The 14,005-nt window shown below is 72.6% G+C and carries 14 protein-coding genes; 3 read left to right on the plus strand and 11 right to left on the minus strand.

Annotated features, from left to right (window positions below; all coding sequences use genetic code 11):
- From PSQ21_RS07495 to PSQ21_RS07510, 4 genes are all read right to left on the minus strand, one after another.
- A complete protein-coding gene (locus PSQ21_RS07495) occupies positions 1–996 on the minus strand; it encodes a 2-hydroxyacid dehydrogenase (RefSeq protein WP_274029630.1) in 996 nt (331 codons plus the stop codon).
- 73 nt (positions 997–1,069) lie between these two features.
- Positions 1,070–1,714 (minus strand): response regulator, encoded by a 645-nt coding sequence (locus PSQ21_RS07500; protein ID WP_274035667.1) that lies wholly within the window; start codon positions 1,712–1,714, stop codon positions 1,070–1,072.
- Positions 1,715–1,788: 74 nt separating this feature from the next.
- Positions 1,789–3,042, minus strand: a complete 1,254-nt coding sequence (gene macS / locus PSQ21_RS07505) for a MacS family sensor histidine kinase (protein WP_274029631.1) — start codon at positions 3,040–3,042, stop codon at positions 1,789–1,791.
- Between the two features lie 33 nt (positions 3,043–3,075).
- Positions 3,076–3,867: a lysophospholipid acyltransferase family protein gene (locus PSQ21_RS07510; RefSeq protein WP_274029632.1), complete on the minus strand. Its 792-nt coding sequence runs from the start codon at positions 3,865–3,867 to the stop codon at positions 3,076–3,078.
- A gap of 221 nt (positions 3,868–4,088) precedes the next feature.
- Here PSQ21_RS07510 and PSQ21_RS07515 point away from each other — a divergent pair, with 221 nt between their 5' ends.
- Positions 4,089–4,868, plus strand: a complete 780-nt coding sequence (locus PSQ21_RS07515) for an alpha/beta hydrolase (protein WP_274035668.1) — start codon at positions 4,089–4,091, stop codon at positions 4,866–4,868.
- Positions 4,861–5,571 (plus strand): hypothetical protein, encoded by a 711-nt coding sequence (locus PSQ21_RS07520; RefSeq protein ID WP_274029633.1) that lies wholly within the window; start codon positions 4,861–4,863, stop codon positions 5,569–5,571. The genes PSQ21_RS07515 and PSQ21_RS07520 overlap by 8 nt, the downstream gene beginning before the upstream one ends.
- 49 nt (positions 5,572–5,620) lie before the next feature.
- On the opposite strand, the gene PSQ21_RS07525 is transcribed toward PSQ21_RS07520, so the two are convergent.
- The 6 genes from PSQ21_RS07525 to PSQ21_RS07550 all read right to left on the minus strand — a co-directional run bounded on the left by PSQ21_RS07525 (position 5,621) and on the right by PSQ21_RS07550 (position 10,643).
- Entirely contained in the window at positions 5,621–6,373 is a 753-nt protein-coding gene (locus PSQ21_RS07525) for an endonuclease/exonuclease/phosphatase family protein (protein ID WP_274029634.1), read from the minus strand.
- A gap of 79 nt (positions 6,374–6,452) precedes the next feature.
- Complete coding sequence (locus tag PSQ21_RS07530) at positions 6,453–7,394, minus strand: ROK family glucokinase (protein ID WP_274029635.1); 942 nt, start codon at positions 7,392–7,394, stop codon at positions 6,453–6,455.
- A gap of 120 nt (positions 7,395–7,514) precedes the next feature.
- On the minus strand, positions 7,515–7,994 hold the full coding sequence (locus tag PSQ21_RS07535; RefSeq protein WP_274029636.1) for a DUF5304 domain-containing protein: 480 nt from the start codon (positions 7,992–7,994) through the stop codon (positions 7,515–7,517).
- Positions 7,995–8,084: 90 nt separating this feature from the next.
- Entirely contained in the window at positions 8,085–9,272 is a 1,188-nt protein-coding gene (locus PSQ21_RS07540; RefSeq protein ID WP_274029637.1) for an ArsA family ATPase, read from the minus strand.
- Positions 9,273–9,277: 5 nt separating this feature from the next.
- Positions 9,278–9,727: an SRPBCC family protein gene (locus PSQ21_RS07545; RefSeq protein WP_274029638.1), complete on the minus strand. Its 450-nt coding sequence runs from the start codon at positions 9,725–9,727 to the stop codon at positions 9,278–9,280.
- A 109-nt stretch (positions 9,728–9,836) separates the two neighbouring features.
- On the minus strand, positions 9,837–10,643 hold the full coding sequence (locus PSQ21_RS07550) for a metallophosphoesterase family protein (protein ID WP_274029639.1): 807 nt from the start codon (positions 10,641–10,643) through the stop codon (positions 9,837–9,839).
- A gap of 278 nt (positions 10,644–10,921) precedes the next feature.
- Between PSQ21_RS07550 and PSQ21_RS07555 the strand changes: the two genes are divergently transcribed.
- Positions 10,922–12,718 carry an AMP-dependent synthetase/ligase gene (locus PSQ21_RS07555; protein WP_274029640.1) on the plus strand — a complete coding sequence of 599 codons (1,797 nt, stop codon included), beginning with the start codon at positions 10,922–10,924 and terminating at the stop codon, positions 12,716–12,718.
- Positions 12,719–12,782: 64 nt separating this feature from the next.
- Here PSQ21_RS07555 and PSQ21_RS07560 read toward each other — a convergent pair whose 3' ends face one another.
- Positions 12,783–13,925 (minus strand): glycosyltransferase family 4 protein, encoded by a 1,143-nt coding sequence (locus PSQ21_RS07560; protein WP_274029641.1) that lies wholly within the window; start codon positions 13,923–13,925, stop codon positions 12,783–12,785.
- Between the last annotated feature and the right edge of the window lie 80 nt (positions 13,926–14,005).

Genomic DNA, 14,005 nt, shown 5'->3' on the forward strand with positions numbered 1-14,005 from the left:
TCAGCTCCTCGGCACGAGGACGTTCTCGCTCGTGCGGCGGGCCAGGTAGTCGGTGACGTTCCTGACGGTCGCCTCGACGATCTGGCCCACCGCGTCCTCGGTGTAGTACGCCTGGTGGGAGGTGACGACGACGTTGGGGAAGGTCACCAGCCGGGCGAGGGTGTCGTCGTCGATGCCCTCCAGGGACTTGTCGAGGAAGAACAGCCCCGCCTCCGCCTCGTACACGTCGAGTCCGACGCCGAGGAAGCGGCCCGCGCGCAACTCGGTGACCAGGGCGGCGGTGTCGATGAGGCCGCCCCGGCTGGAGTTGACGAGGATCGCGTCGTCCTTCATCGCCTTGAGGGCGGCCTTGTCGACGATGTGGTGGGTACTGGGCAGCAGCGGCACGTGCAGGCTGATCAGGTCGGCCTCGGCGAACAGCCGCTCCTTGTCGACGTACTCCATGCCCAGCTCGACGCAGGCCGGGTTCCGGGCCACGTCCCAGCCGAGCAGCCTCATGCCGAAGCCGTGGGCGATCCGGGTGAAGGCCTCGCCGATCTTCCCGGTGCCGAGCACCCCGACGGTCCGGCCGCGCATGTCCCGGCCGAGCAGCCCGTCCAGCCGGAAGTCGAAGTCCCGGGTGCGGCTCGCGGCGCGGATGATGCGCCGGTTGACGGCCATGGCGAGCGTCCAGGCGAATTCGGCGACCGAGTACGGGGAGTAGGACGAGACCCGGGCGACGCGCAGCGCGAGGCGCTCGGCGACCTCCAGGTCGATGTTGTTGAAGCCGGTGGAGCGCTGGGCGATCATCTGCGTGCCGCCCGCGGCGAGCGTCTGGAGTACCGGGGAGCCGAGGTCGGCGTTGACGCTGGTGGAGATGATCTCGTGGCCGGCCGCGATGGGGGCGGTGTCCCGGTTCAGGAAGACGTCCAGGCAGCGGACGTCGTGCAGCCCCTCGAAGGCCTTCTCGATCAGGGGCTTCTCGTCGGACTGCACACCGAAGGCCAGGATTTCCACGGGTACTCCCGAGCTGTTTCCGCGGGCGGGGCCGGACACCGCGAATATACGGCCCCGCCCGCGGACCCGCCGGTCAGACGTCGTCGAGGCCGCGCTCGATGGCGTACCGCACGAGCTCCACACGGTTGTGCAGCTGGAGCTTGCCGAGGGTGTTCTGCACGTGGTTCTGCACGGTGCGGTGCGAGATGACCAGGCGTTCGGCGATCTGCTTGTACGAGAGGCCCTTGGCGACCAGCCGCAGCACCTCGGTCTCCCGGTCGGTGAGCTGCGGGGCCTTGGGCTCGTCCGACGCCGCGGGCACGGGGTCGGAGGCGAGCCGGCGGTACTCGCCGAGGACCAGGCCCGCGAGGCCCGGGGTGAAGACCGGGTCGCCGGCGGCGGTGGAGCGGACGGCGTCGGTCAGCTCCTGGGTGGAGGCGGACTTCAGCAGATAGCCGGTGGCCCCGGATTTCACCGCCTCCAGGACGTCGGCGTGCTCGCCGCTCGCGGAGAGGACCAGGACCCGCAGGCCCGGGTGGGAGCCGACGAGTTCCTTGCAGACCTGGACGCCGGGCATGCCGGGGAGGTTCAGGTCGAGGACGAGGACGTCCGGGTTCGCGGCCCTGGCCCGGCGGACCGCCTGCGGGCCGTCCCCGGCGGTCGCGACGACGTCGAAGCCGGACTCGGCCAGGTCGCGGGCGACCGCGTCGCGCCACATGGGGTGGTCGTCGACGACCATGACCTTGATGGGGCTGCCGGTGGCCCCCTGCTCGTCCTGTGCCGTGTTTTCTGCGTGTGCCGCGTTCCGTGTACTCATCGGGCCGTGCCTGCCTTCCCCCGGGAAACCTTCGGTGCTTTCGGAACCTTCAACTCGACCTCGCACCCCTGTCCGGGCACCGAGATCAGCTCTGCCGTGCCGCCCAGGTCGCGCAGGCGGCCCCGGATGGACAGTGCGACCCCGAGCCGCCCCTCCCCCTCCGCCTGGGCGAGCCGCCCTTCCGGGATGCCGGGGCCGTCGTCCCGGACGGTGACGATCACCTCGTCCGGTTCGTCCTCGACCAGGATCCACGCCTGGGCGTCCGGGCCCGCGTGCACGGTCACGTTGTCCAGGGCGGCGCTGACGGCGGCGGCCAGCTCCCGGGCCGACTCGGCGGGGAGCAGCACCGGAGCGCCCGGCTCCGCGAAGCTCGTCCGGGATCCCGCGTGCGGGGCGAGCAGGGCCCGCAGGTCGCAGGTGGCCCCGTCGCCGGAGCCCTGGCCGTCGTCCACGTCGACCGTGCGGACCACGGCTCCTTCGGCGGCGTCCTCGGAGACCCGGGTCGGTGGGACCAGGCCGCTGGAGACGAGGGTGCGCAGGGCGACCTCCTGTTCCCCGGCCATCCGGCCCAGCTCGGCCGCCTCGCCGCCGATCGCGGTCCCCCGGCGCTGGACCATGGCGAGGACCTGGAGCACGCTGTCGTGGATGTCGCGGGCGAGCCGTTCGCGTTCGCGGGTGGTGGCCTCGATCTCCAGGGCGCGGGCGAGGGTGCGCTCACTGGCGCGGGCGACCTCGACGACGTACCCGATGGCGATGGAGGCGACCCACACCAGCAGGACGTTGTGGTAGGTGTCCCGGCTGGGCTCGCCGCGCTGGATGATGTTGGCGGCGGCGACGAAGGTGGAGGCGAAGGCCGCCCACCGCCAGCCGCCCTTGATCGCGAAGGCGAGGACCGAGCCGGCCGTCCAGATCGACGGGAGCGTCGGGCCGTCGAACGACTGCGCGTCGAAGTCGGCGAGCGGGGTGAGCAGGATGCCGGTCAGGGCGACGACCAGGTCCGCGACGAGGAAGCGTTTGGTGCAGCTCGCCGCCGAGCGGACCTTGGGCAGGGTGGCGAGTGTCCAGACGAAGAGGAACGCCAGATAGGCGACGGCGACCCAGGGCCGCTCGAACCTCTGCTGCCCGAAGTCGTCCTTCCCGAAGATCGCGAGCAGCACCGCGTAGATCATCGTCATGACGCGGTAACCCGTCAGCGCGCGCCACAGCGGCAGCTCGACCGACATCCTGACGACCCGCTCACGCTTGGCCATGGCCCCACACCCCCCGGACGGTGAACGACGCGGTTACGCGCCGGACCGTTCCGTTCCGTTCTCGTCGCTCGCGGCGGCCTGCTTCCGGTCACGCTTGGCCTCTTCGGCCCTGTCCTTCGCCTCCTGGGCCCTGGCCTTCGCCTCGTCGGCGATCTGGCGCTTGGCGGCGGTGGCGTAGATGTCCACGTACTCCTGGCCGGAGAGCTTCATGATCTCGTACATGACCTCGTCGGTCACCGAGCGCAGGATGAAGCGGTCGCCGTCCATGCCCTGGTAGCGGCTGAAGTCCAGCGGCTTGCCGATCCGGATGCCGGGGCGCATCAGCTTGGGCATCACCTGGCCGGGCGGCTGGATCTTCTCGGTGTCGATCATGGCGACCGGGATCACGGGCGCTCCGGTGGCCAGCGCGACCCGGGCCAGACCGCCGGGCTTGCCCCGGTAGAGGCGGCCGTCGGGCGAGCGGGTGCCCTCGGGGTAGATGCCGAAGAGGCCGCCGCTCTCGACGACCTGGATGCCAGCCTTGATCGCCGCCTCGCCCGCGCCGCGGGCTCCGGAGCGGTCGACGGGGAGCTGGCCGACGCCCTTGAAGAAGGCGGCGGTGAGCTTGCCCTTGACCCCGGGGGCGGTGAAGTACTCGGCCTTGGCGATGAACGTGACCTTGCGGTCCAGCACGGCCGGGAGGAAGAACGAGTCGGAGAACGACAGGTGGTTGCTCGCGAGGATCGCCGGACCGCGCTCGGGGATGTTCTCCAGGCCCTCCACCCACGGCCGGAAGGCGAGCTTCAGGGACCCGCCGATGGAGAACTTCATTGCGCCGTAGATCAACTCGTGTGCCTCCTGTGTGCTGTGGTTGAGACCTTAGCCTGTGAGGTCGTCGCGGCCTCTGCCCGGCACGGGAAGCCGGGCTCTCCCCGGCGGGCCGTGCGGAGCGGTTCCGGGGGGCGTGACGGCCCTGGTCGGTGTCGGTCCGGTCGCGTACGGTGAAGTCATCCGTCAAGCACTCCCCCGGATGCCCGCCCGCCCCGTTCCACGAACAGGAGACCCTGGTGCCGGTCCTCCCCGGAGCCGAGCCGTTCCGCCACGAGGGCGGAGAGGTCGGCGTCCTCCTCTGTCATGGCTTCACCGGATCGCCGCAGTCGCTGCGCCCCTGGGCGGACTACCTCGCCGAGCGCGGGCTGACGGTCTCGCTGCCGCTGCTGCCCGGCCACGGCACCCGCTGGGAGGACATGGCGGTCACCGGCTGGCAGGACTGGTACGCGGAGGTGGACCGGGAGCTGCGGGTCCTCCGGCGGAAGTGTGAGCGGGTCTTCGTCTTCGGTCTGTCCATGGGCGGCGCGCTGAGCCTGCGGCTCGCGGCCAAGCACGGGGACGCGATCAGCGGTCTGGTGCTGGTCAATCCGGCCAACAAGGTGCACGGCCTCTCCGCGTACGCGCTGCCGGTGGCCCGTCATCTGGTGCGGACGACCAAGGGCCTGGCCGACGACATCGCGCTCCCGGGGTCGCACGAGGTCGGCTACGACAGGGTGCCGCTGCACGCCGCGCACTCGGTGCGGAAGTTCTTCCGCCTGGTCGACGGGGAGCTGCCCCAGGTGACCCAGCCGGTGGTCCTGCTGCACAGCCCGCAGGACCATGTCGTGCCGCCCGCGGACAGCGCGCGGATCCTGAGCCGGATCTCCTCCCGGGACGTCTCGGAGATCCTGCTGGAACAGAGCTACCACGTGGCGACGTTGGACCATGATGCGGAGCGGATCTTCGATGAGAGCTACCGGTTCATCGGCCGTCTCGCACCGAACGTCGGGATGAAGGGGAGCACGTCCGGTGGCTGAGCACGACGCGGAACGCACAGGCAGCGACGAGGAGCGCGAACCGCGCCCCACGGAGTCGGCGGCCGTCCCGGAGGGGACGAGGCCCGAGGGGGCGCGGCCGGAGGGGACCGAGGGAGCGGAGCAGGAGCGGACGGTCGACGAGGACGCGGCATGGGCCGCGATCGTCGAGGGGTACGGGGAGGAGCCGCCGGACCCGCCGGGCGCCAAGCCGTTCAAGTCCGTCGAGGACCTGGCCCTGCTGGAGGACGATCAGCGCAACGTGGTGGGGCCGAAGGACGGCCCCGCCGGTGGTCCGGCGGACAAGGGGTCCGGCAAGACGCCCCCGAAGCCGCCGGAGAAGAAGCCGCTCGGCAGCTCCGTGGTGTTCGCGCCCGGCGTCGCCGGTCCCCGTGACTACGAGCTGCCCGAGTCCAAGGACGACGGCGTCGGCGAGCCGGACGACGGGGACGAGGGCCATTTCGTGCCCCCGGAGCCGCCCCCGCTGCCGGAGGCGGACGTCACGGCGAAGTTCGCGTGGCTCGCGGTGATCGGCGGGCCGGTCCTGATGCTCGTCGCGGTGCTGTTCCAGTGGGAGATGACGTGGTGGCTCACCACGCTCTGCGTCGGCGGCTTCCTCGGCGGCTTCGCCACCCTGGTGGCCCGGATGCCGCACGACGACGATGACGACACCTACGGCGACCCGGGGCGCGGCGCGGTCGTCTGAGGGCTGTCCCGTCATCCCCGGCGGGCGCACGACGACAGCCCCCCGGGCGTCACCCCGCGGGGATTCTGAGGGCGGCCAGGACCGGCAGATGGTCCGTGGCCGCCCTCAGGTCTTCCCCGCTCACACCGTCCAGACCGGTCGGGACACCGCAGCCGAGCACCTCGATGCCCGGGGTCGCGAAGACGGCGTCGATGCGCTTACGGGGCTCGTCGGGCGGGAACGTCAGCTCGCCGCCCCACGGAGCGACGGCCCGGCAGTCCTGGAGGGGCCCGGCCAGGCGCCGGAACGCCTCCCCGGTCGGTACGTCGTTGAGGTCGCCGCCCGCCACGGCGTGCTCCACGCCCATCGCGGCCAGCCGTTCCAGCAGCAGGTCTGCCTGGGCGAGGCGTTCGTCGCGCCGAAGGCTCAGATGGCAGCTCAGCACGCCGAGCCCGGTCCCGGCGATCCGCACCACGGCGGTGGCGAAGCCCCTGCGGTGCAGGCCGGGGGTGAGCGGCAGCAGGATGTCCTCGGTGCGCTCGACGGCCACCCGCAGCGAGCACAGCAGCAGCGGTCCGGCGGCGGTGGCCCCGCCGCTCAGCACCACCAGGCCGCTGCTCTTCGCGAGCCTGGCCGCGGCCTTGCGCCAGCGGAAGAAGCGCGGGGCCTCCTGGACGAGGACCAGGTCGGGCGCGCAGGCGCGGATGACCCGGGCCAGCGCGGCGGTGTCGTCGTGCATCGACCGGACGTTGTAGCTCAGCACTCTGATGACGGCTGAACCGTCCGGCTCGGTACGGGAGTCGGGCAGTGGCGTCAGGACCATGCGGGCCACGATACGACGGACGCCCGCCGCGGCCCCGGAGGGCGACGACGGGCGTCCGGCAGGTCGTACGAAGCCGTTCTCAGCCCTGGCGGGCCAGGTCGGCCGCTCCCACGAGCCCTGCCTTGCCGCCGAGTTGGGCGGCCAGCACCTGGGCGTGCGGGCGCCATTCGCCGCCGATCAGCCAGCGCCGGAACGACTTGCGGATCGGGTCGAGGACGAGCTCGCCCTCGTCCGACACGCCGCCGCCGACGATGAAGGCGGACGGGTCGAACAGCGAGGCGAGGTCCGCCAGTCCGGCGCCGGCCCAGCGGGCCAGCTCGCGGAACGAGTCGGTGGCCACCGGGTCGCCCTGGCGGGCGGCCTCGCTGATGTGCTTGCCCTCGATGCCGTCCACCGAGCCGTCGCCGAGGCCGAGCAGTACGGCGGCGTTCTCGGGGGTGGCGTTGGCGCGCTGCTTCGCGTACCGGACGAGGGCGCGGCCGGAGGCGTACTGCTCCCAGCAGCCCTGGCTGCCGCAGCCGCAGAGCAGACCGTCCGGGACGACCCGGATGTGGCCGAACTCGGCGGCCACGCCGAAGCGTCCGCGCCGCAGCTTGTTGCCGATGATGATGCCGCCGCCGAGGCCGGTGCCGAGCGTGATGCAGATGACGTCGTCGTGCCCCTGGCCGGCCCCGAAGCGATACTCGCCCCAGGCCGCGGCGTTGGCGTCGTTCTCGACGACGACGGGCAGGCCGACGCGCTGCTCGACCTTGTCCTTGAGCGGCTCGTGACGCCAGTTGATGTTCGGTGCGAAGAGCACGGTGGCGCGCTTGTCGTCGACGTAACCGGCGGCGCCGATGCCGACGGCCTCCACCTCGTGTCCCTCGCTCGCCCCGGCCACCGCCGCGCAGATCGCGTCGACGATGCCTTCGGCCGTCGGCGGGGTCGCCACCTTGAACGTCGAGAGGATCCGGCCCTCTTCGTCGACCACTCCAGCCGCGATCTTCGTGCCGCCGATATCGACGCCGATGGTGAGTCCCATGAATCCCTCAGTTTCGGTCGAGCCCCGCTAGGGGCAACCGTACCCGAGGGCGTGGCCCGGCCCGGCCGGGGCCGGTGGGTCCCGGCCGATGTGTCCGGCCGGAAACGGCCGGTCGTCCGTTCAGTCCAGGTCGATGCGTTCGGGCCCGGAGGGCCCTTCGTCCCGGGGGTCGGACGGGTCGTCGGCGGCCTTCTTCGAGGGGTCCGCGGGGGTCGTGGTGCCCGACGCGCCCTCGGTGGTGCGGGTCCAGCGGCTCTCCTGGCCCTCGACCGCGGAGCGGTAGGCGGCCAGCAGCTCGCTGCCCGCGGCGGCGAGGTGGTCGAAGAGCTGCGGGTTGCGTTCGATGACCGGATCGACGGCGGCCTTCGCCTGCCGGATGGCCTGCTGGACCGCGCCCTGGGCGGCGACGCCCAGCAGCGGGGCCTGGAGCGAGGAGACCTTGTCGGCGACCGCGTCGACCAGTTTGCGCAGTTCCTCGGCGGCGGATCCGGGCTGGGGCCCGTACTGGGCCCGGCGGCGGGCCTTCTCGGCCGCGAGGTCCTCGGCGCAGGCGTCGGCCCACGCGTCGCCGTCGACGGGACGATCGGTGGCTTCACTCATGGCGGACTCCTGCGACGCGGGGCGGCCGACGGTCGGCCTGCGGTACACGTACCACGTACCACCGACGTTACCCGAATGGCCGCGGGCGGTTCAGGAGGTGCGCGGCCACAGGGCCGGATCCGGCGTGAACCGCACCCGCAGCACCCCGTTCGCCAGGGCCGCGCCGGAGACGGTGCAGCGGCGCAGCGCGGAGGCGATCCGCACGATCCGGTGGAAGGGGCCGACGGTCAGGAGCAGTTCGTCGCCCCGGCGGACCAGGCGCAGGTCCTCCTTGGCGGCCCCGGGCAGCGGCAGGCACCAGGTGAGGGTGAGGGACCCGTCCTCGGCGTCCGGGTCCTCCTCGGTCCACCAGGGTTCGCCGGCCCGGCCGGGCGTCCGGTCGTCGGGGGCGGGTATCTCCAGCGCGGCCAGGTCGTCCGGGCCCTGCGGGTCGCGGCCCAGGTGGGCGGCCTCGTGCACGGGAAGGTCCGGGGCCAGGTCCTGGTGCCAGTGGTCCAGGCACTTCTCCTGCTGGGCGGCGAGCGCGGCGAACCAGGGGTCGGGCGAGTGCCGGGGCAGCACGCGGGAGGCGACCAGCAGGTCGGCGCGGAGTCCGTGCAGGGCGAGGCCGGTGCGGGCGGCGCGCAGGGCGTCCTCGGCGGCGGGGCCCGGCTCGGCGACCAGGCGGAGTGTGGTGGCCCCGTCCTCGATCAGGGCCTGGACGGCGGCCAGCTCGGCGTCCTTGCGGGCGGCGGCCTCGTACAGCCACTGCGCGGGCATGGGGACCCCGGCGAGCTGGGCGAGGACCGGGCGCAGGGCACGGGCGGCCTGGCGTTCGGCGGGGAGGAGCCGGCGCAGGTAGCGGCGCAGCTGTCCGGGCAGGGCGAGCAGGGCCAGGGCTTCGGTGAGCGGCGGGAGGTCGACGACGAGGGTGTCGTAGCCGGCCCAGTCGCCCTCGGCGGCCCGGCGCAGGGTGTGCAGCAGGGCGAGCTGCGGGGAGCCGGGGAGTTCGGTGAGCTCCTCGCCGTCGAGCCGGCCCGCGCCCAGCAGGTCCAGGACGCCGGAGGCGCGCTTCTGGAGCTCGGTGAGTTCGGCGCGGAAGTGCTCGCCGGAGTCGATGCGGGCGTGGTCGAGGTTGTCGGCGGCCCGGGTCGGTTCCGGGGCGGCGGGGAAGCCGGGCACGGCCTCGGCGGAGACCAGCAGCGTGCGGCCGCCGTTCGCGGCGGCGGCCAGCGCGGTGGCGGCGGCGACGGTGGTGCGGCCCGCGCCGCCGGTGCCGGTGACCAGGACCGTACGCACGGCCCTCAGTTCCCCGGTGCGGACTCGACGCGCTTCTTCAGACCGGCGAGGGCGCGGTCGATGATGACCTTCTCGGCCTTGCGCTTGATCATGCCGAGCAGCGGGATCTTGACGTCGACGGCGAGCCGGTAGGTGACCTCGGTGCGCTCGCCGCCGCCGAGCGGGGCGAGCGCGTAGGTGCCGTCCAGGGAGCGCAGCATCTGGGACTTGACGAGGCTCCAACTGACCTCGTTCGCGCCGGTCCAGGTGTAGGAGAGGACGTGGTCGTCCTTGATCGCTCCGGCGTCCAGGACGAGGCGGACCTGCTCGGCGCGGCCCTGGTCGTCGGTGGAGAGGACCTCGGCCTCCTTGACCTCGCCGGTCCACTCCGGGTAGCGGGCGAAGTCGGCGATCACGCCCATGACGTCGGCCGGTGCCGCCTCGATCGTGATGCTCGAGCTGGTGTGTTCAGCCATCGCCGTGGCCCTCCAGTGCGGTGTAACCGGTCGCGTTCGGCAGGTGCCTGCCGCTGTGCAGGCTATCGCGTGCCCGGGACGCTCCGGCGCACGCCCCGGCCGCCCCCGGTCACCAGCTCAGCGCCCAGGGTGTTCCGGTGGAGGCGAAGTGGCCGACGTTGACGCACTCGGTGGTCCCGATCCGCATCCTGCGGACCAACGGCTGGTGAACATGGCCGAAAAGCGCGTATCGGGGGCGGGTGGAGCGGATCGCCTCCAGCAGGGCGCCGCTGCCGCGCTCGAAGCGGCGGGCGACGGTGTCGTACGTCAGCTCGGGGACGTCGGGCGGGATGTGCGAGCAGAGGACGTCGACCGGACCGAGCGCCTCGACCTTGGCGGCGTACTCCTCGTCGCTGATCTCGTACGGGGTGTTCATCGGGGTTCTGAGGCCGCCGCCGACGAAGCCGAAGACCCGGCCGCCGATCTCGACGCGTTCGCCGTCGAGCACGGTGGTGCCGGGGCGGGCGTACTCGGGCCAGAGGCCGGGGACGTCGACGTTGCCGTAGGTGGCGTACGTCGGGGTGGGGAAGGCCGCGAAGAGTTCGGCGTACTGCTTGCGCACCGCGCCGAGGATCTCGGCGTTGCGGTCGCGGCCCGCCCACAGCTCGCGGCCGAAGGCGCGGGCCTCCTCGTAGCGGCGGGCGGTGCGCAGGGCGACGATGCGGTCGGCGTTCTCCTTGCCGAACAGATCGGGGAAGATGCCGCGCGCGTGGTCGGCGTAGTCGAGGAAGAGCACCAGGTCACCGAGGCAGATCAGGGCGTCGGCGCCGTCCCCGGCGCGGGCCAGGGCCTCGGTGTTGCCGTGCACGTCGCTGACCACGTGGATCCGGGTCGGTCCCCCGGCCGGGACCCGGCTGTCCGGTTCGCTGCCTCGCATGGGATCACCCTAGGGCGCCGCTTCCGTCGCGGGTAGACCGCCCGGACCTGCGGTTACTTCCCCGTCGGGACGGCAGTGGACTACTGTGCGCGAAAGGGCCATTTATATGTGTGATGCATAAGACATCTGGCCGGAACCCCCTATCCGGAACCGAGTACCGGTGGGTAACGTCCGGGCAGTCCAGTCGTGCTCACCCCACTGAGCACCCGCCACTCTTGGACCGCAGCCGGTGCGTCACACAGAGCCGTGGCACCGGAGCCCGATGAGGAGCAGCAGTCTTGCGCGAGTTCAGCCTTCCGGCCCTGTACGAGGTCCCGACGGACGGCAACCTGACGGATCTCATCCGCCGCAATGCCGCTCAGCATCCCGAAGTCGCGGTGATGAGCCGCAAGGTGGCCGGCGTCTGGACGGACGTCAGTGCCACGGAGTTCCTGGCCGAGGTGAGAGCCGCCGCCAAAGGCCTGATCGCCTCGGGTGTGCAGCCCGGTGACCGGGTCGCCCTGATGTCACGCACCCGGTTCGAGTGGGTGCTGCTGGACTTCGCGATCTGGAGCGCGGGCGCGGTGACCGTGCCGGTGTACGAGACCAGCTCCGCCGAGCAGGTGCAGTGGATCCTCGGTGACTCGGGGGCGGTGGCGGTGCTCGTGGAGAGCGACGCGCACGCCGCGTCCGTGGCCTCCGTACGGGACGCGCTGCCGGATCTCGCGCATCTCTGGCAGATCGACGCGGGCGCGGTGGAGGCACTGGGCAAGGCCGGGGCCGAGGTCTCGGACGAGACCATGGACCTGCGCACGCGCAGCGCCAAGGCGGACGACCCGGCCACCATCGTCTACACCTCGGGCACCACGGGCCGCCCCAAGGGCTGTGTGCTCACCCACCGCAGCTTCTTCGCGGAGTGCGGCAACGTGGTGGAGCGACTGAAGCCCCTCTTCCGTACGGGCGAGTGCTCGGTGCTGCTGTTCCTGCCCGCCGCGCACGTCTTCGGCCGGCTGGTCGAGGTGGCGTCGGTGATGGCCCCGATCAAGCTCGGCTGCGTCCCCGACATCAAGAACCTCACCGAAGAGCTGGCCTCGTTCCGGCCGACGCTGATCCTGGGCGTGCCCCGGGTCTTCGAGAAGGTCTACAACGCGGCCCGCGCCAAGGCGCAGGCGGACGGCAAGGGCAAGATCTTCGACCGGGCCGCCGACACGGCGATCGCCTACAGCCGGGCGCTGAGCACCCCGGGGGGCCCCTCGCTGGGGCTGCGGCTCAAGCACAAGCTCTTCGACAAGCTGGTCTTCGGGAAGCTGCGCGCGGTGCTCGGCGGCCGGGGCGAGCACGCGATCTCCGGCGGCGCTCCGCTGGGCGAGCGGCTCGGCCACTTCTACCGGGGCATCGGCTTCACGGTCCTGGAGGGCTACGGCCTGACCGAGACGTGTGCGGCGACCGCGTTCAACCCGTGGGACCGGCAGAAGATCGGCACGGTCGGCCAGCCGCTGCCCGGTTCGGTCGTGCGGATCGCGGACGACGGCGAGGTGCTGCTGCACGGCGAGCACCTGTTCTCCGGCTACTGGAACAACGAGTCGGCCTCGGCCGAGGCGCTGGCCGACGGCTGGTTCCACACCGGGGACATCGGCACGCTCGACGAGGACGGCTACCTCGCGATCACCGGCCGCAAGAAGGAGATCATCGTGACGGCGGGCGGCAAGAACGTCGCCCCGGCGGTGATCGAGGACCGCATCCGCGCGCACGCCCTGGTCGCGGAGTGCATGGTGGTCGGCGACGGCCGTCCGTTCGTCGGCGCGCTCGTCACGCTGGACGAGGAGTTCCTGAGCCGCTGGGCCGAGGAGAACGGCAAACCGGCCGGCTCGACGGCCCTGTCGCTGCGCGAGGACCCGGAGCTGCTGGCCGAGGTGCAGCGGGCGGTGGACGACGGCAACGCGGCCGTGTCCAAGGCCGAGTCGGTGCGCAAGTTCCGTGTCCTGCCCGCCCAGTTCACCGAGGAGGCGGGCCACATCACGCCGTCGCTGAAGCTGAAGCGGAACGTGGTGGCGAAGGAGTTCGCGGACGAGGTGGAGTCGATCTACCGCACCTGAGCGCTGTCACGTGGAGGGGGCCCGCACCGATTCCCGGTGCGGGCCCCCTCGGCATGCGGCACGTTCACAGCAGGGTCCTGAGCTTCTCCGCCAGCAGGTCCCAGCGCCACTTCTCCTCGACCCAGGCCCGGCCCCGCTCCCCCATCCGCTGCCGTAGCTCCGGGTCCCCGAGCAGCGTCACGATCCGGTCCGCCGACTCCTCGGCGCTGCCGCCGCGCACCACCCAGCCGGTCTCGCCGTCGAGCACCGCGTCCGGGGCGCCGCCCGAGTCGCCGGCCACCACGGGCAGCCCGGTCGCGGACGCCTCCAGGTAGACGATCCCGAGGCCCTCCACGTCGAGGCCGCCCCGCCGGGTGCGGCAGGGCATGGCGAAGACGTCCCCGGCCCCGTAGTGCGCGGGCAGATCGGCCCAGGGCACCGGTCCGGTGAAGCGCACCGAGTCCCGCACCCCGGTCTCCGCCGCGAGCCGCTCCAGGTCCCTGGCGTACGGGCCGCCGCCGACGATCAGCAGCACCGCGTCCGGGATCCGCGCGAGGATCGCGGGCATGGCCAGGATCAGCGTGTCCTGGCCCTTGCGCGGCACCAGGCGCGATACGCAGACGACCACCGGGCGGTCCGAGAGCCCGAGGCGGGCCCGGACCCGGTCCCCGCCGGACGCCGGGTGGAAGGTCCCCTCGTCGACGCCGGGCGGCAGTTGGACCATGCGCCCGGCGGCCTCGGGGGTGAGGGCCCCGGCGATCCGGGAGCGGGTGTACTCACCGAGATAGGTGATCGTGTCCGTGGCATCGCCGATCCGGCGCAGCAGCTGGCGGGAGGCGGGCAGTTGCGCCCAGCCGGCCTCGTGGCCGTGGGTGGTGGCGACGAGCCGCCGGGCCCCCGCGCGGCGCAGCGCCGGGGCCATCAGGCCGAGCGGGGCGGCGGCGCCGAACCAGACGGAGGCGCAGCCGTGCTCCCGCAGCAGGGCGGTGGCCCGGCGGGTGACGCGCGGGGTCGGCAGGAGCATCGTCGTCCGGTCGCGGACCACGGTGAACGGCTGCTCGGCGTCGAAGGCGGCGGTGGCCGCCGCGCCCTCCTCGCCGCGCTTCCAGGTGGAGGCGTAGACGACGACCCGGTCGGGATCCAGGCGCAGCGCCATGTTGTGCAGGAACGCCTGGATGCCACCGGGGCGGGGCGGGAAGTCGTTGGTCACGATCAAGGTCTTGTCCATCGTCGCCGACAGTACCGAACGGCCGCGCTTCCCCGCTGACGCGCTCTCCCGGCGGCATCATGAGCCGCCGGGGACCCGGC

The sequence above is a fragment of the Streptomyces sp. MMBL 11-1 genome (assembly GCF_028622875.1).
Taxonomy (GTDB): Bacteria; Actinomycetota; Actinomycetes; order Streptomycetales; family Streptomycetaceae; genus Streptomyces.